Raw genomic sequence first — 17,302 nt, forward strand, 5'->3', positions numbered from 1 at the left:
GAGAGCGCGGAACAGATCATATCGTCAGTCACGATTCGGCAGCAACCAGACCGATCGGGACGACGGCGGCGAGAAAGCCTGCGCGACAAGGCCGGAACACGACTCAGCGGCGGCACGGTGCGGACACGTGCGGCGAGCGGCGAGCGGCGGCTAGGGCGCGGCGTCGAAACGAATCTCGGCGATCGAGGTCTGGAACTGGGCACCGGAGTTGCCGAGTCCGGTGATCCAGACGAGCACATAGCGAGCGGATTGGTCGGTGCGCACCGGAATCTCGGTGTCGCCGTCGGATAATCGCGCGGAGCCGATCAGCTGGGTCTGGTCGAGCGTCGGCGACGCGGTCGGCGATGTGCGGATTTCGACCGCGGTGCCCGCGCTCGGCGAAGTGATCGACACATTCGTCAGCTTCGCCGGGCTCGGTAGCGTGGCCATCAGCCCGATCCCCTTCTTGAGGGCCGGGAACTGCTGGAAGTACTGATCGGTCCGCCAGAGGGTGGCGGGATCGTGATCGAGCACCGCCCCCACACTGCCGATGCCGTCGGGCGTGCCTTCCGGGGAGAACACCGACACATGGGTGACCGGAAGGGGAACGCCGCCCTCAGGGTTCGGATTCGACCCTGGAGCGGGTGCGGGCGCGGGCGAACTGTTCGTGGTCAGACCGATATTGCGTTGCTCGTTGAGCGGCGCATCGGACGCACCGGGCGCGAAAACACTGACCATCCACCAGATCACGACGCCGACGACGAGCGCGGCCAGGATGCCGAGCCCGACCATGATCCACATCATCCGCTGCGAACGCTCCCGTTCCGCGGCGAGCAGCTCGGGATCGGCAAGTGATTCCTCGACAGCGCTCGGCGGGCGCTGACCGAGCCGGAGCACTGGAATGAAGTCGGTCTTCTGATCGACCACCGACGCCTGTTCGAGCACATGTTGCACAGTCGCGGCAGTGCGCACACCCTTGTTCGATTCCAGCGAGCGCACCGCGACCGCCGAGATCTCGAACGGCACCTCGGGCCGGATCTGCCTCGGTTCGATGGGAGTGCCGTCGGGGCCGAAATCGGCCAACCGTAGTCCACCGATCGTCGCGGCGGAGCCGGTGATACCGCCGGAACGGATCGGCCAGCGCGCCGTGATCAGCGCATAGAGCATCGCGCCGAGACCACGCACGTCCGATTGCGCGTCGGAATCGCCCAGGGTGCCTGGGAATGCGAGCACCGCGTCGCCGGATGCGCTGATCCGAATCCGATCCGGATGATCGATCGATAGCGAGCCGCCGCCCCGATGGGCGAGTTCGGCGGCCGAGGCGAGCGCACGGACCGCTCTGGCCGCGCCGATCGGCGACGGCACGGTCTCGGCCATCTCACGCAGTGACCGGCCCGGTGTCCACTCGGCCACCACGATGCCGCCGGAGCTGCCGCGCACGACGTCGAGGACCCGCGCTAGACCGGGTGAGTTGATCCGGCCGAGCCGCAGCGTGCGCGACAGAATCGCCTGCGGACCGTCGTGACCCGAATTCTCGCTCGCCTTCTGATCGGCGTCGACGAACGTCAGCGCGACCTCGCGGTCGAGCTTGATATCGAGTGCCTGCCAGAACTTGAGTCCGCGAGAACCGCCGTGGCCGGCCAGCAGCCGGTAGCGTCCGCCGGCGACCGAGGCACCGGGAATCAGCTTGGGGCCGCGCGGAGTTCGTCGACCGCTCGCATCGCCGCCCATGGGCGGCAATTGGGGCGGGATCGGAATCATGCCGGTGTCGTACATCGGATCACGTTCCGGTGCGTGGAACTTGCCTTCGCCCGGTGCCGGTCCCGCATCGCGATCAGGAGGACCGGTGACGGCCTCCTGGTGCGCGTATGCGGGATCCGACGCATCCCCGGCCTTCGGCGGGACGTCAGTGGAGAGCCCGCCTGCCGTGGCCGCAGAAGAATCGGCGGCCGGGACGCCGCCGCCCACTGCCGCGTCGTCGCTCACCCTCGGTCCTCCTTCGCCCTGATATGTCGAGGTTCCGGCGAATTCGCCACTTGTGCTTCTCTGCCGAACAGGGTACGGGAACTCACCCTTGCCGGTGATGTCAACAGCATCGCCTCTGATCACGGGTAGCACCATGGTCTGAGCATCCATGTACGGGTCGAATTGTGGGTAGGCATACGGATCAGGCCTGCGGAACACCTGCGTGGCGTAGACGTCCTCCACCGGGCCGTCCAGATCGAGGTCGGGAGCAGGCGGTGTGAGGCCCAGCCGCCGCGAGATCGCCACGGTGATTCCGACGATTTCCGGAATCCCGGCCAGGCGCATCAGCCCGAACGCCACCGCGAACATCACGATCGCCGACACCGCGACGCGCAGGAGCGAGCCGATACCGCCGGACAACCGATCCAGCCCGAGCACCTTGTCCACAATCAGCATGACCGCGCCGCCCGCGACCGAAGCCAGCACCACGCGGGTCACCGTCCGGCTGACATTGGCCATGCGCAGATCGCCGAGGCTGCGGTGCAGCAGATAGCCGCCGATCACCGCGCCCGCGGTGAAACCGAGGCCGGTGGCGACACCGAGCACGATGACGACCTCGTCGCTACTGCTCGCGACCACCGGCGCCAGCGCCGAGAACAGGATCTTCACGCCGGTGATGCCGAGGATGATCCAGGTCGGCGTCCAGGCCTGCTCCCTGGCATAGAACACGCGTAGGTGAATCAACACCAGTGAATACGGGATCAGCGCGAAGGCCGACCAGCTCACCGCGTGGCCGAGGCGGGAGGCGTCCTCGGCGAAGCGCGCGTAGCCGAAAAGCCCCTCGCCCACCTGTGGGCCCGCAAGCGTGAGGAAAGTGACCACCGGGATCAGGGCGATCATCGTCAGCCTGGTGGCGACCGAGAGGTCGTCCACGACGGCCGGTGTGTCGTTCGCGGCGGCGTTGCGGCTCAAGCGCGGCATGATCGCGGTGAGCAGCGTGACGCCGAGAATGCCGTAGGGCAGCTGCAGCAGCAGCCAGGCCTGCGAGTAGATCGCCGGACCCGCCACATCGGCGTGCGAGGAGATGTTGTTGGCGAAAATCAGGCCGACCTGGCTGATCAGGACGTACAGGATGATCGCGCCGCCCATGGTGCCGAACTGCTTGAGCCTGGCGTCGATGCCCCACAGTGGCCGCAGATCGATGCCTTCTCTGCGGATCGCGGGCAGCAGGCTCACCGCCTGGGTGATCACGCCGAGCGTGACGCCGCAGCCGAGCACCAGCAGTTTCGGATCGCTCATCCGCACCGGGTTCAGGGTGATCTCCCCCGGCGTCAGCGCGTAGAGACCTAGGGCAACGAGCACCACGAGGTTGTTCAGCACCGGCGCCCACGCACCGGGTTTGAATACCTGGCGAGTGTTCAGAATCGCGGTGAACAGCGCCGACATGCCGTAGAACAGGATCGCGGGCAGCAGTAGGAACGTCAGCGCCGTCGTCAGCTCGGTGTTGACCTTGCCGTCGGAGGAGACGAAGACGTGCGTCGCCAGGATCGGTGCGGCCGCGGTAGCCAGCAGCGCGGCCGCGGCGAGCACTGTGAACGCGGCGGTCACCAGTCGCCGGACGAAGGCGGTGCCGCCGTCGGCATCCTCCTGTTCGGCGCGGACCAGTGTCGGCACCACCATGGCCGTGAGCACCGCGCCGAGCACCAGCTCGGTGATCATGTTCGGGATCAGGCTCGCGGAGGTGAACGAGCTGGCGATGGCCGGGCCTAGCACGGTGAGCAGCAGCAATTGCTTGCCGAACCCGGTGATGCGACTGACCAGCGTGGCGAACGCGATCGAACCGGAATCGCGCAGCAGACGTGAGTTCGCGCTCTGCTTCGGTTCCGCGGCATCCGTCGCGTGCTTGCTCCGGGCCGCCATCTCGCGAGTGGTCGGGCGGTTGTCGGCCGGGATGTGCTGAGGCGGCGCGGGCGGCTGTTGCCGCTGTTGCGGTGGGTACGGCTGCGGCCGCGCAGGTGGCGGCGCGAAACGTTCCGGCGACACCCGGTTGGGCTGGGCCGGTCCGGGACGTCCCTGGTTCTGCGGCAGCGGACGGGCCTGGCTCGGCCCCGGCGGCGGCACCGAGTTACCCGGCGGCGGCACCGGGTACTGGCGCTGACCCGGATGCGGGTGTGGCACAGGGCGCTGCGGGGGGCCCGGCTGTCGCGGGATCGGGCCGGAAGGCGGTGGCGGGCCGGGCAGTCGCGGGATAGGGGCGGAAGGCGGTGGCGGCGCCATCCGCTGGCCCGGTGGTGGGCCTGCGGGACGGCTGATCCGAGGCATCGGCCTGCCCGGGTCGCCGTAAGGGTCGCCGGAATTCATCTCCGGATCCTCGTTGGATGGCTGCAAGCGTCGTTCCCACGGCGCTGCGGGAGCGCGGCGGGCCGGTGGCCCGTCGTACCTATCGCCAGGTCGATGCCGATGAGCGGATAAGTCATCGTCGCTCATCATGCCTCCTGTACCCGCCGGAACGGGCGCATCCCGGCGGTTCGGTGAGCAGCATTTCGACTGTTCCGCTCACCGTGACTCCCCAGTTCGACCGACCGCCCGCGGCCGATCGGCCTCGCCGAGGGCGCAACGTGATTGTCCACCACTGTGCCATCGTGCACTGCGGGACAGCCAATCGATGCAGGTGAGGGCCCTTCGTTCGGGTCCCTCACGGTGCCTCCTGGTGCTCCTGTTGCCGTAGTACTCGTTGCCGCGCACGCCGGTACCTGTTCACTCGACGCCGGGTTGGCGGATCGAAACCCTCGTCCGCCGGATCCGGCTGTCCGCGGAACCGACGCCACAACCGACGCCCGGCCAACAGAAACAGCAGTATTCCGGCACACGCCGTAATTATTGCCAACGCCTGACCGTAGGCGTTCGAGCGCACCGAAACCGAGGTGGGATTGCCGAGCGGAATTCCGTCGGGCGTGGTAAGGAAGATCGGAATGACCAGGTTGCGGCTGTCGCTGACCTCGGTCGGGATCTGGAACGAACGAGTCCCGGTCGGCGGCAGCACCTGTTCACCGATATCGGTGATTTTCGTCTCCGCGGGCGCCTCGATCCGGAACTTGACGCGGATGGCGACCGGCAGTTCGTTGCGGGCGACCAGCAACAACGGGCTCTGCTCGGAGGCGAGCGTGTACACCCCGCCCGGCGGCAGGACGGTGACCGATCGATACAGGTTGTCCAGCGTCCGCGTGGTCTGGTCGAGCCGTCGCTGCGCGAAAGTGTCCGGCTGGGTGGCATCGCCGGTGCGTCGATCGGACAGGGTCAGCACTCGTAGCAGGTCGTCGCGCAGCGGGGTCAGGAATTGGCGCGGGGTCGGCTCGGCCTCCGGCAACTCGACCAGCGAGCGCATCAGCTCACTGATCCGCAGCCCTTGGTCGCGGGTGGGCAGCACGAAGCGGTCAGGTACGGCGTCCTGCGCTGCTTGGGGCAGATAGTCCAGCTCATGGGGCTGAGCGTCGGGCGGTTCGGCGAGCAGCTCGTGGAACGCGCGCGGTGTGGCGAGGTTATTGCGCATCAACAGTTCCACTTGGCGTAGCAGGGCGGTGGCCTCGTCCCGGCTGGCTCCCCACTGCTGCGGCGGGACGAGCAGCATCGAGCGCGGCCGATTCGCCTGGGGGTTCAGCGCGGTCCAAGAGACGGCGCCGAGCGCGTCCTGCAGCCGAGCCATCCGCGAGTCGTTGGTGACGTCGTAGCGCACCTTCGCGGGCGTGAACGACGGCGTCGGCGGATTGGATCCGACCGCGGCGAGCGCCGTCGCGGACCAGATGTCGAAGGTCGCGGCATGCAGCGCTGGATCTGACGCCGGGCCTGCCGGCGGGGCTGGGTTGTTCGGGTTCGCGCCGTTGGCGGGTGGCGGGGCAGCGGTCGGCGTCGCGGCTGTGGTCGGCGCCGGCTCCGGCACGGTGACCTCAGTGCTGTTCGCGCCGGGCAATGCCACAGTGACCTCGGGCAATCGGACGATGTCCGGCGCCGCGGAATCCGGAATCGTCTGGTTCGCCGAGCTCAGCGTCGAAGTCGGCTGATCGCGCCCCCCGCCACTGGTCGCGGGCGGGGAATCATCCGAGCCCGCGGAACCGTCCGTGACAGCGGCGGTATCCGCCAGCACCGCGGTTCCGAAACCGTGGCTGCGCAACAACATTCCGGCGCTCGCGTCGATACTGCCGGAATCGGGCAGGCTCACCCCGCGCACCGACCGGGTGGCCAGGATCGAGTCGACGATGTCAGCAGGCGCGTCGAGGGCACGTGCCGATAGATCAGGATCGTTCACCGCCGCGAGCGCCTTGATATCGACCTGAGCGAAGGGCAAAGCCACCGTGCACACCGACGCGGCAAGCGCACGCAACCGGTCCAGCCAGGTCTGAGCCTGTTCCGCGCCGGTGCCCGGCCTGGTCGCGCCGTCCGGATCGGACGGACTCGCCAGCACGCGATAACCGTTGGTCATCGCCTGCACGGTGACGAGCAGATCCGGATCGACCGCGACGCACACCGCGCTCGCCAGAGACCGATCGCGGCCGTTGTTCGTGCCGACCGCCGACTCCAGTGCACCGAGCAACTGATCGAGACGGCCGCCCTTGCCGAGCGAGGCGGCCAACTCGTCATCGGTCAGCTCCACCTTCCCGTTGACCGAACCAGGGACACCCGCGACCAGTCGGGGGCGGTCGGCCAGCGGCCACAGCAGCGTCGTCGCCACCGGCGCATCTGTCGCGGCGGCCACCGCCTGTGCCCCAGCGCTGCCCGATTCGGCATCCGTCGTCGGCGGAACACCGAGCACCGGCAGCAAGAAACGGGCGTCATCGAGCCGGGCCTGACTGCCGTAGGCCGGTTCACCATTCACATTCAGCAACAACGGATACACACCGGGCGTGGTGATATCCAGCGATGATGTCGAATCACGACCGCCGGGGCGCAGCGCGATACCCAACGTGAACTGCTTGCGCTGCCCTGGGCTCAACCGCTCGGCCACATCCTCGAACGGGCCGGTCACATCGTAATTGACCTGGTCGAGGCGCAGCGTGGAACGCAACACGCTCGGCGAGGTCACCGCGGCAGCGCGCTGAATGCGGACGATGACATTGTCGACAACCCGGTCACCGATATTGGTGACGGTGCCCGACACTGTCAGCAGTGGATCGCTGACCGTAGTCACGGCGGTCGGAGTCACCGAATCCAGTGACAGCTTCAAGAATTTCGGTGCCGACGACCCGCTCGACCCGGTCGGTTGTGCCGCCGCATGCTGCGTGAGCAACATCGGCGCCACCGTCGCCGAACTGAGAATGGTCAGGACCGCCACGATGATCCGGAACAGTCCACGCGTCATCGCTTGCCGGTCTCCATCCGGTCGATCATCCGATTCGCCACCTCGGCGAGACGCCGTTCGTCGGCGTATGCCAATCGAGAATCCAACTCGCTCAACGGAACCCACGCCACCTGGGTGACCTCCACATCGGCGTCGGAAAGTTCGCCACCGACCGAACGCAGCAGATAATGATGCACGGTCTTGTGTACCCGACGACCCTCCGTGACGAACCAGTAATCGATGCTGCCCAGTTCGGCGACCACGATTCCGTTGATTCCGGTCTCCTCGGCCACCTCACGGATCGCCGTCTGCTCAGAGGTCTCGCCCTCTTCGATATGTCCCTTGGGCAGCGACCACAGCAGCCTGCCGCGGCGATCGGTGCGCCCGATCAGTGCCGCGCTGCGTTTTTCCCGCGGACCATCCAGCCCATCGACGACCAGCCCGCCGGCCGAGGTTTCCCGGACCGTACGCATGCGAGGTTTCGCCGCGTTGGCGGCCGAACCGCGGCGCCGAGGCTGGCGGCGTCGACTGTTCGCACGATCGGCCGGAGACACCCAGCAATCCTACTGTGTTGCCTTTGCAGCGCCTGCGGCGCTGCGTGTGTGCTGTGTCTTTTTGGCAGCGCCTGCGGCGCTGCGTGTTCGCGGCCCCCTTGGTCTCGCTTCCGAGCCGTCGAGACTTGCGACTTCGTCGCGTGCGCTTCGACGGCTCGGAAGCGAGACGGGCCGCGAACTCTAGTGCTGGGTCTCGCTGCGCTTGGAAGATGTCATCGTGCCGAGTGGGTGTGTCGGTAGCGGGGCTTGTGACTTCGGTCGATGCTCTCCGGCGGCTGTGGAAGCGAGACGGGCCGCGGACTCTGGTGCTGGGTCTCGCTGCGCTTGGAGGGTGTCATGGTGCCGAGTGGGTGCGTAGGTCGTGGGTGATGCTCGCGATCTGGTGTATGTGTGGTCGGCCCTGTGGTCGCCGGTCGATCGGCGCGCGACGAAGGTGGATTCGTGGGACGGCGCTCGCCGCGGTGGGCCGGGTCGGTGGCAGCCGGTTCGACCTGAACCGGCTGCGTGGCCGGGATCCGGGGTCGGCTATGCGAGGGGCCTTATATATCTGAGGGGTGCTGCGTGGGTTGCGCTGGAATATCGGTTGGCGGGGCTCGGTAAGCTGCTGATTCGTGGTTTCGCCCCAGTCTGAGGATGTAGCAGCGCAGGATCGACGTACCCGATTGCTGGCTGCGGCCGCGGTCACGCTCGGCAGGTTGTCCGACGTGCTGACGCCACTCGGTGAATTGTTCGCGGCGCGGGGATTCGAGCTGTACCTGGTCGGGGGCAGTGTGCGGGATGCGGTGCTCGGCCGGTTGGGGACGGATCTGGATTTCACCACCGACGCGCGGCCGGAGCAGGTGCAGGAGATGCTGCGCGGCTGGGCCGATCATCTGTGGGATACCGGCGGGCTTGCTTTCGGAACGGTGAGCGCGTCCAAGGCCGATCAGCAGCTGGAGGTCACTACTTTCCGCAGCGACTCCTACGATCGGGTCTCCCGCAATCCCGAGGTGACCTTCGGTGACTCGCTCGAGGGCGACCTGGTCCGCCGGGACTTCACGGTCAACGCGATGGCGGTGCGGATCGGTGCGGACGGGGCGATGGAGTTCGTCGATCCGCTCGGCGGGATGGAAGCGCTGCTCGAAGGAATGCTGGATACCCCTGCGGCGCCGGAGGATTCGTTCCACGATGACCCGCTGCGCATGCTGCGCGCCGCCCGTTTCGTCGCGCAGCTCGGTTTCGAGCTGCATCCGAGGGTCCGGGCCGCGATCGCCGCGATGGCTGCCGAGATCGATCGGATCACCGCGGAGCGGGTGCGCACCGAGCTGGACAAACTGATCGGCGCGGCGCACCCGATCGATGGCATCAACATCATGTGCGAGACCGGGCTGGCCCAGCGGGTGCTGCCGGAGGTGCCGGAGATGAAACTCGAGATCGACGAGCATCACCAGCACAAGGACGTGTACTGGCATTCGCTCACCGTGCTGGAACAGGCCATCGATCAGGAGGAGGGCGATCCCGATCTGGTGCTGCGCTGGGCCGCGCTGCTGCACGACATCGGCAAGCCGGACACCAAGCGCAACGAGCCGGGCGGCGGCGTCAGCTTCCACCACCACGAGGTGGTCGGCGCGAAGATGGTGCGCAAGCGGATGCGGGCGCTGAAGTACCCCAAGCAGATCACCGAGGACGTGGCCCGGCTGGTGTTCCTGCACTTGCGGTTCCATGGTTACGGCAAGGGGCAGTGGACCGATTCGGCGGTGCGCCGGTATGTCACCGACGCGGGCGATCTGCTGCCGCGGCTGCACAAATTGGTCCGCGCCGACTGCACCACCCGCAACAAGCGCAGGGCCGCGGCATTGCGCGCCACCTACGACGAGCTGGAAGCGCGGATCGCCGACCTGCAGGAGCAGGAGGATCTGGATCGAGTGCGGCCGGATCTGGACGGCAACGCCATCATGGAACTGCTCGGCCTGTCCGCGGGTCCGGAGGTCGGAAAGGCCTGGCGGTTTTTGAAAGAGCTGCGGCTGGATCGTGGACCGCTCACTCGCGACGAGGCCGAGGCCGCGCTGATGGAATGGTGGCAGAGACAGGGCTGAATCGGCTGGTCAGAAGACGATCAGCGTGGTCCCGGTGACGATGGCCGAGCGGATCTGCGCCAGATCGAACGACCCGGTGATCTGCGGCAGCTCGATCCGGAATCGGATCAGGTCGCCCTCACGGCTCGCGTGCACGACGCGCGCATCGTTCGGCAGGCCCGCGAGTCGTAACTCGGGTGCGGACAGCATCTTTCGCGGCACCCGGATGCCGAGCCAGTTCGCCCGGCGGATCTCGACGGTCAGCAGGTTGTCGCGCACCTCGGCGTCCACCACCGCGGTGATCAGCCTGCGCCGATGTACGGCCTTGATCAGCCCGCTCGCGTCGACTTGCAATTCCCAGTCGAGCGGCAGTGTGTTGAGCCACCCGACCAGTGCTTCGGTGGTGACGGTGCCGTCGAGGTCGAGCTGCTGGGTCCGCACCCTGGTCGGCATGCCGGGAATCAGGCGGACGCCGTGCGCGATCACGGTCACCGACTCGATACGGTGATCGTCCCAGCGCATCCGCGACAGCACGGTCTTGGTCTGGAAGTGCGCGCCGCGGCGCCGGACCTTGAGCACCTGCAAGGTGGCGTTCAGGTCGTGTCCGAGCAATGTCGCGGTGACCTCTTGGCCACCGAACCGGCTGAGAATGCCCTCGCTGAGCACGGTCATCAGCACATCCGGCATCAGCGCCGTGACCGCGCCCGCGCTCAAGTCGGCCACCGGATCCACCCATGCGGTGGTGAAGGAGACCCACTGCTCGAGCAGGGACTGGTCGAACAGGCGCTTGCCGAGATCGACGGCCCGCATCGGTGACCATGACGTCGGATCGAAATACGTGGCCATGATTGCTCCGAGAGTACTTGCCATCGGAGAACACGCGCATGCGAGCAAGTCCGGTCACGTGGGTGTTTTGTCCGTATCGACCGAGGGAAGGGTCCTCCGGCCGGGCTGATCCGATCCGATCCTTCGACCACGCCTTCCGCCCCGGCATGCGACATTCTCGACATCGGTCATCCTGATGGGAGCAAATCCGGCCGCCGGGACGTGGCACGCTGAAGTGTGACGCAGGTCCTAGGCGGTAGGGCCGGAGCGAATACCGGAAGGAGGCACATGTCGCTGGATCTGAACAGCGATCTCGGCGAGGGATTCGGCGCGTGGACGATGGGCGATGACGCGGCGATGCTCGACATCGTCACCAGCGCCAATATCGCCTGCGGCTTCCACGCCGGTGATCCGTCGATCATGCGCCGCACCTGTGCGCTCGCGGTCGAGAAGGGCGTCCGCATCGGCGCGCACGTCGGATATCGCGATCTCGCGGGCTTCGGGCGGCGCGCGATCACCATGGCCCCTGCCGAGTTGCGCGACGAGGTGCTCTATCAGATCGGCAGTCTCGATGCCTTCGCCAGGGCCGCGGGCGATCGGGTCCGCTACGTGAAACCGCATGGCGCGCTCTATCACTCGGCCTCGAAGGAGCGCGCACTCGCCGACGCGGTGCTGGCCGCGCTCGCCGAATACGATCGTGAGCTGGCGTTGCTCGGCCCCGCGGGCACTCAGCTCGAGCGCGCCGCCGCGGACGCCGAGATACGTTTTGTCGGCGAGGGGTTCGCCGATCGCGCATACACACCGACCGGGACCCTCGCGGCGCGCGGCACGCCCGGCGCGGTGTTGCAGCCGAACGAAGCTGTCGCCCAGGCGATATCGATTGCGATGTCGGGCACCGCGCGGACCGCGGACGGATCCGGTCAGGTGTCGGTGTCCGCGGCGAGCATCTGTGTGCACGGCGATTCGCCCGCCGCAGTGGAGATGGCCAGACATATCCGAGCAGCCCTGGACGACGGCGGCGTGCCGGTGAGCGCATTCTGCTGAGGCCGGTGCCGTGATGACTTCCCCTCGGAGCGACCCCGCATCCGGCGCGACGGATCTCGACCCGAATCGGATGATTCGAGCGGCGGGCGACCGGGCCCTGCTGATCACCGCGATCGAGCATGCTGCGGTGACAGAACTCGTTGCGGCACTGCGGCGCGACCCGATTCCCGGTGTCCAGGATGTGTTGCCCGCGGCGGAGACGATTCTGGTGACGCTGCGTTCCGCGCTGGACTCGGAGCCGGTACGCCGGGAGCTGAGTGCGTTGATAGCGAAGATGTATAAATCTGGGCGCGAGCAGGATTCGAACATTGTTTCCCGTGGAACACTGCCGCACAGCGGCATCCACGATGACGTGGTGGTGATCCCCGTCCGATATGACGGCATCGACCTCGACGAGGTGGCTCGGGCGCTCGAGCTGAGCGCCGCCGAGGTCGTCGCCGCGCACACTGGAACCCTATGGCGGTGTGCGTTCGTCGGATTCGCCCCTGGCTTCGGCTATCTCGAGTCACCGGACGGCAGGTTGACGGTTCCGCGCCGGTCCGAGGCACGCACCTCGATTCCGGCCGGCGCGGTCGCACTGGCCGGTGGATATACGGCCGTCTACCCACGCAGCACCCCGGGTGGCTGGCAGCTCATCGGCAGCACCGACCTGGAGATGTGGGATGTCGACCGGGATCCCCCTGCGCTCATTCGGGTGGGCGCGCCGGTGCGATTCGTGGACGCGGGCCGGCGTGACTGAGCCGCCGATGATTGTTGTCGAGCAGGTGGGTCCGCTGGCCACGATCCAGGACCTGGGACGGCCGGGCTGGTTCGATTCCGGCGTCGGCGTGGCAGGCGCGGCCGACCGGGCTTCCTTCCGACTGGCCAATCGATTGGTCGGAAACCCCGAGGGGTGCGCCGGAATCGAGGTACTGCTCGGTGGATTGACATTGCGGGCCGACCGGCGGTGCACCATGGCGGTGACCGGTGCGCCGGCTCCCGCTTCGGTCGACGGCACTCCGGTCGGACACGCGAGTGTGCTGGAACTGGCCGCGGGGCAAACGCTTCGGCTCGGTATGGCGAGCACCGGACTCCGCAGCTACGTCGCGGTGCGTGGCGGCGTCGACGTGCCGCCGGTGCTCGGCTCGCGCAGTCGCGACACCTTGTCCGGGATCGGTCCGCGGCCACTGCGTTCCGGTGCTCGGCTGCCGATCGGACCTGCGCCGCACACCCTTCCGAACGTCGAGTTCGCACCGGTCGCGGACCTGCCCGCCGCAACGTTGACGATCCGAGCCGTACTCGGTCCGCGCGCCGACTGGTTCCTCGATGCCGACGCGCTTTTCGACGGTGCGTGGGTCGTGTCGGCCGATACCGATCGGATCGGCGCCCGCCTCGATCGGCGCGCCGGTCCCCCGCTGCGGCGCAGTGTTTCGCGGGAACTTCCCACCGAGGGCATGGCGCTCGGTTCTATTCAGGTGCCGCCTAGTGGTCAGCCGGTGGTATTCCTCGCCGATCACCCGATCACCGGTGGCTATCCGGTGATAGCGGTGGTCGTGGACGTCGACGTCGATGCGATGGCCCAGGCCCGTCCCGGGCAGCCACTGCGGTTCCGCCGCGCCCGGTGATCGAGCACCCCGATCGTGGTCGGCGAAAACACCATGCCCGGCAATGGTTCTGCCGATATCAGCTCGGCGGATTCAGTCGTGCGTGCATGAGGTACACGTTGTAGCTGTCCCACGCCGAAATCGTGAAGTAGAGATCCTTGTCGGTCGACCACGGATGGATGAAGCCGCCGTAGGACTTCGGATAATCGGCGGTCGAGACCAGTGGCACCGCATTGGTCCAGGCGCCCTGGGCCGCGGCGGCCGTACGCATCACGATCGCGCCGCGCGCCGGATCCAGATACACCATCTGCCACTGCTGCGATGTCTGGTCGAAGCGCACGGACAACTCGCTGGCCATGCCGAGAACCAGTGGGGTGGCCTGATTTTCGGCGGCAGGCGCCCACGTTCCACCGACCCAGTATTGGTAGGCCGATTTGTTCAACACCTCGGCCTTCGGCACCCTGGCCAGCCCGATCAGGCCGATGCGACCGTTGGGGGTGCCGAACATGTAGACGTAATCACCCTGCGCGGCCATGGCCGCCACCTGGAAGCGGCCCATGCCGAAGAGGTTGTCCCACTTGGCATGCTGATCCTTGGTCCAGGTGCGCCCGTTGTCATCGGAGTAGGCGAGGCCGCCGTAGTTGGTCCACCACAGCCCGGGGATCCGGCTCCACCGGTTCACCGACATGTAGCTCAGGTATTGGCGATCACCGATCGCGAACCCGGAGGTCGGGATGGTGGTCGTCTCCCAGTTCTTGATCTTGCGGCTGCCCAGCAATTCGACGGCGTGGCAGCGGCTGTCCTGGACCATCGTGTCGATGGTCAGACCGTCGGACAGATCGCGATCGGTGCTGTAGCCGAGCACGTTGCTGCGCCAATCCTCGTCTTCACCGCCTACGCCGCCACCGCTCCAGCCGGTGCCGAAGGTGTCGCCGAACACCACGGCGACCTCTCCCGGCTTCGTCTCCCACATCAGACCGAGATCGGTGCCGTCGACCTGCCAGCGCATGTCGGTCCGGTTCTCCGAACCGTGTCCGGTCAGCTGCCCGACCAGCCGCACCGAGTCCACTCGAGGCGCGGCGACCGCCGGGGCGAGCGGGCCGGACACGGCCGGATGCACCACCGCCGGCGGCGCGGGTTGCGCAGGCGCACCCTCGCCGCCGGCTACGGCGATCGGAATCGGCTCGATCTCGGGCCTGATCTCGATGCGCGGCACCGTGATCGGCCAACCGGACCCGGAGCCGCTACCTGGGCCCGAGCCGCTACCTGAACCTGAGCCGCTACCTGAGCCCGAGCCGCTACCTGAGCCCGAGCCGGAACTCGAGCCGCTCTGCAGAGGAGCGCCGGAGGTTGGGTCTGGGGCGGTGCTGCTTTCTTGCGGTCTGGGCGCGTCGCGGATGTCCGGGCACGGATTGCCACACGGGTCCGCGGGCAGCGGCTCGGGATCGATGCGGGTGTTGTCCTGCGGCGGATCGGGCACCGGGACCGGCGTGAACTGCGGAATAGGTATCGGGATATCGATCTGCGGCGGCAAGGGCGGCTGCGGTGGCGCATTCGGGTCCGGCTCGCGGGCGAGTGGGTCGAAGCCGGTCTCACCGCAGCTGTTCACCGGTGGCGGCGCCCATGGGTGCGGCGTTGCCTGCGCGGGTGCGGGCACCGCGAACAGTCCCGCGAGGAGCACGGCGAACAGTGCGGGGGCGCAGGAAGAAGTGACGCCGATTCGGGACGTCACGTCGGGTCGTATTTCTGTCGTCACTTCGCGGCGGCGGCGGGTAGGAACGCTCGCGACCTGTCCGGCAGAAATCGCATGTGATGTTGCCTCCCTGTCGAATCGGGTCGCCGAAAGATCAACTTACCGGACCTCGGCGTCCGAATGCGGGACGGCGAGCCCATTGAATCTGCATCGATCCGGCTCAGCAGGGAACCGAAAGCGGGCCCGTTGCGTCCAAAAAGACATGAACGAGATCGAGTACGTCTTCGGGACGGGTGACGGCACGATTCATGTCTGGTCGAGCCAGGCCGATTTGGAGTTGTCGGGCCCCGGTGTCGCCGATGCACTGCAACTGGATTTCGACGGTGACGGCCTTGCCGATGACGCGCTATGGGATTCCCATAGCGCCGGAATCGCCGACGTGGCGGCGCTGGATCTGGACGAGGACGGCGTCGTCGATCACTTCTATACCGACCCCTCCGGCCTCGGCACCTGGAATCACCTGGTCACCGGCGCCGAGTCCGATGCGGGCAGCGAGCAGCTCGATTGGATCGTGCGCACCGGCCCGGCGCCGGACCATGGTGTCGGCGCGGAAATCGGCGCCGCACCAGCGGAATCCGATGCGCCGCTCGGCAATCCGTCCGCGTTTGCCGACCGGTTGGCGCCGCTCGATCAAATCGGCGCATTACACAACCAGCGCGCCGCGACGGGTGACCGTGCGACCGAACTGCCCAATTTCGAAGGGCGAGTCGGCGAGTCGTCAGAGGGTAATCGGTCTGCGCCGTGAATTGAGCGCGATGGCCGCTATTCCGGCGCAATATATTCCAGCACCCGCGACCACCACGGCAAGCGAGCGTCCGTCGGCCGGGATCACCAGTGCCGTGATCGCGATCGCCAAGACGAAGGCAATGTTGAAGACCGTGTCCTGCAACGCGAATACCTGGCCGCGCCGCGTGTCATCAATATCTATCTGCATGGTTGCGTCACCCGTCAATTTGATCGTCTGCCCCGCCAATCCGAACAGAAACGCACCGACGAGCAGCAATTGATGCGCCCGGTGCGCGCCGGGACCGGCCTCGGCGACCGCAGTGGGAGTGACGAACGCCAATTGGACCAGCGTCGCCGTGAGTAGCCCGGCGATCACCGTCCGTGGCCTGCCCAGCCGAGGTATCAGCCATGGCGCCACGATCGCGGCGACCAGCATGCCCGCCGCGGCCGCGCCGATGGCGAGCCCGAACCGCGTCAGCCCATTGTTCATGGTGCTGCCGTCGGCGGGCGCCTGACGCAGCACCAGCACCATGATCAGCGTGTTGGTGCCGAACACGATCCGGTGCGCGCCGATACCGAGCATCGCGGTGGTGACATGCACCGATCCCCAGACCGCTGCGGCACCGTGGCGCAGGCCGGTGGCGATCGCCCGAACCGCGCTCCCCTCGGTGGTGCTCTTCCGATCCGGGCCGAGCACCCTGGGGGCGAACCCGGCCGCGAGGACCGCACCGACTATCGACCAGACGCCGCTGATCGCCACCGCGAGCGCTGAAGCGGCATCGCCCGCACCGATCAGTCCGATGATCGACACCGACGCCGCGGCCCCGATGCCCGCGCACGCCGAAGCGACCGTCGCGAGCACCGAATTCGCAGCCACCAGCCAGTGCTGGTCCAGCACCCGAGGCAGCGCCGCCGACACACCGGACAGCACGAATCTGCTGATCCCGACCACCGCAAGCGCAAGCAGCAGTAGCGGTTTCGCACCCGCACCCGCCAATAGCCCGATGCTCACCGCGCCGATCAGGACCGCTCGCAGCGCATTGGCCACCAGCAGCACCGCGCGCCGATCCCACCGGTCGAGCAGCGCCCCGGCATACGGGCCGATCAGGGAGTACGGCAGCAGCAACACCGCGAAGGCCGCCGCGATCGCGAGCGGATCGGTTTCCCGCTCAGGATTGAACAGAATCGCCCCCGACAGCGCCGCCTGAAACATGCCGTCACCGAACTGCCCGGTGAAACGCACCATCGCCAGCCGCAGCACACCGGGGCTTGCACGCAGCGCGCTCCGCAGCGAAACGTGCCGCTCATCCGCAGGTGTGGAGCTCTCGGAGCGACCAATAGACACGCCGCGAGGCTACTGTGTTGAATTTGCGGCGCCTGCGGCGTGTGTCTTTTTGGCAGCGCCTGCGGCGCTGCGTGTTCGCGGCCCCCTTGGTCTCGCTTCCGAGCCGTCGAGACTTGCGACTTCGTCGCGTGCGCTTCGACGG

Annotated in this window: 11 protein-coding genes; 5 read left to right on the forward strand and 6 right to left on the reverse strand. The window is 67.4% G+C overall.

Translation table 11 applies throughout. The features are described from left to right. Positions 1 to 150: 150 nt before the first annotated feature. From ACFU4Z_RS13585 to ACFU4Z_RS13595, 3 genes are all read right to left on the reverse strand, one after another. Positions 151 to 3,864, reverse strand: coding sequence for a murein biosynthesis integral membrane protein MurJ (locus tag ACFU4Z_RS13585; RefSeq protein ID WP_379062572.1), 3,714 nt, complete (start codon positions 3,862 to 3,864; stop codon positions 151 to 153). A 775-nt stretch (positions 3,865 to 4,639) separates the two neighbouring features. After that, positions 4,640 to 7,297, reverse strand: a complete 2,658-nt coding sequence (locus tag ACFU4Z_RS13590; RefSeq protein WP_379062487.1) for a hypothetical protein — start codon at positions 7,295 to 7,297, stop codon at positions 4,640 to 4,642. Further along, positions 7,294 to 7,830: an NUDIX hydrolase gene (locus ACFU4Z_RS13595; RefSeq protein WP_328407709.1), complete on the reverse strand. Its 537-nt coding sequence runs from the start codon at positions 7,828 to 7,830 to the stop codon at positions 7,294 to 7,296. Before ACFU4Z_RS13595 ends, ACFU4Z_RS13590 begins: the two co-directional genes overlap by 4 nt. A gap of 611 nt (positions 7,831 to 8,441) precedes the next feature. Here ACFU4Z_RS13595 and ACFU4Z_RS13600 point away from each other — a divergent pair. Then, positions 8,442 to 9,905, forward strand: coding sequence for a CCA tRNA nucleotidyltransferase (locus ACFU4Z_RS13600; protein WP_379062490.1), 1,464 nt, complete (start codon positions 8,442 to 8,444; stop codon positions 9,903 to 9,905). A gap of 9 nt (positions 9,906 to 9,914) precedes the next feature. Here the strand turns inward: ACFU4Z_RS13600 and ACFU4Z_RS13605 are convergent, their stop codons facing one another. After that, complete coding sequence (locus tag ACFU4Z_RS13605; protein ID WP_379062492.1) at positions 9,915 to 10,730, reverse strand: hypothetical protein; 816 nt, start codon at positions 10,728 to 10,730, stop codon at positions 9,915 to 9,917. Positions 10,731 to 10,997: 267 nt separating this feature from the next. Between ACFU4Z_RS13605 and ACFU4Z_RS13610 the strand changes: the two genes are divergently transcribed. Genes ACFU4Z_RS13610 through ACFU4Z_RS13620 form a run of 3 tightly spaced genes read left to right on the forward strand, consistent with a single transcriptional unit; the run spans position 10,998 to position 13,357 of the window. After that, a complete protein-coding gene (locus ACFU4Z_RS13610; protein WP_379062494.1) occupies positions 10,998 to 11,753 on the forward strand; it encodes a LamB/YcsF family protein in 756 nt (251 codons plus the stop codon). Between the two features lie 13 nt (positions 11,754 to 11,766). Next, the gene (locus tag ACFU4Z_RS13615; protein ID WP_379062496.1) at positions 11,767 to 12,492 is read left to right on the forward strand and encodes an allophanate hydrolase subunit 1; all 726 of its coding nucleotides are present in this window, start codon (positions 11,767 to 11,769) and stop codon (positions 12,490 to 12,492) included. 7 nt (positions 12,493 to 12,499) lie between these two features. Then, on the forward strand, positions 12,500 to 13,357 hold the full coding sequence (locus tag ACFU4Z_RS13620) for a biotin-dependent carboxyltransferase family protein (protein WP_379062498.1): 858 nt from the start codon (positions 12,500 to 12,502) through the stop codon (positions 13,355 to 13,357). A 58-nt stretch (positions 13,358 to 13,415) separates the two neighbouring features. On the opposite strand, the gene ACFU4Z_RS13625 is transcribed toward ACFU4Z_RS13620, so the two are convergent. Next, positions 13,416 to 15,068, reverse strand: coding sequence for a DUF4185 domain-containing protein (locus ACFU4Z_RS13625; RefSeq protein ID WP_379062500.1), 1,653 nt, complete (start codon positions 15,066 to 15,068; stop codon positions 13,416 to 13,418). Positions 15,069 to 15,291: 223 nt separating this feature from the next. Here ACFU4Z_RS13625 and ACFU4Z_RS13630 point away from each other — a divergent pair, with 223 nt between their 5' ends. Beyond that, a complete protein-coding gene (locus ACFU4Z_RS13630; RefSeq protein ID WP_379062502.1) occupies positions 15,292 to 15,834 on the forward strand; it encodes a hypothetical protein in 543 nt (180 codons plus the stop codon). Here the strand turns inward: ACFU4Z_RS13630 and ACFU4Z_RS13635 are convergent. After that, positions 15,808 to 17,160: an MFS transporter gene (locus ACFU4Z_RS13635; RefSeq protein ID WP_379062504.1), complete on the reverse strand. Its 1,353-nt coding sequence runs from the start codon at positions 17,158 to 17,160 to the stop codon at positions 15,808 to 15,810. The two genes, ACFU4Z_RS13630 and ACFU4Z_RS13635, sit on opposite strands and share 27 nt — an antisense overlap. Positions 17,161 to 17,302: the final 142 nt, after the last annotated feature.

This window comes from Nocardia sp. NPDC057440, assembly GCF_042802915.1.
Classification (GTDB): domain Bacteria; phylum Actinomycetota; class Actinomycetes; order Mycobacteriales; family Mycobacteriaceae; genus Nocardia.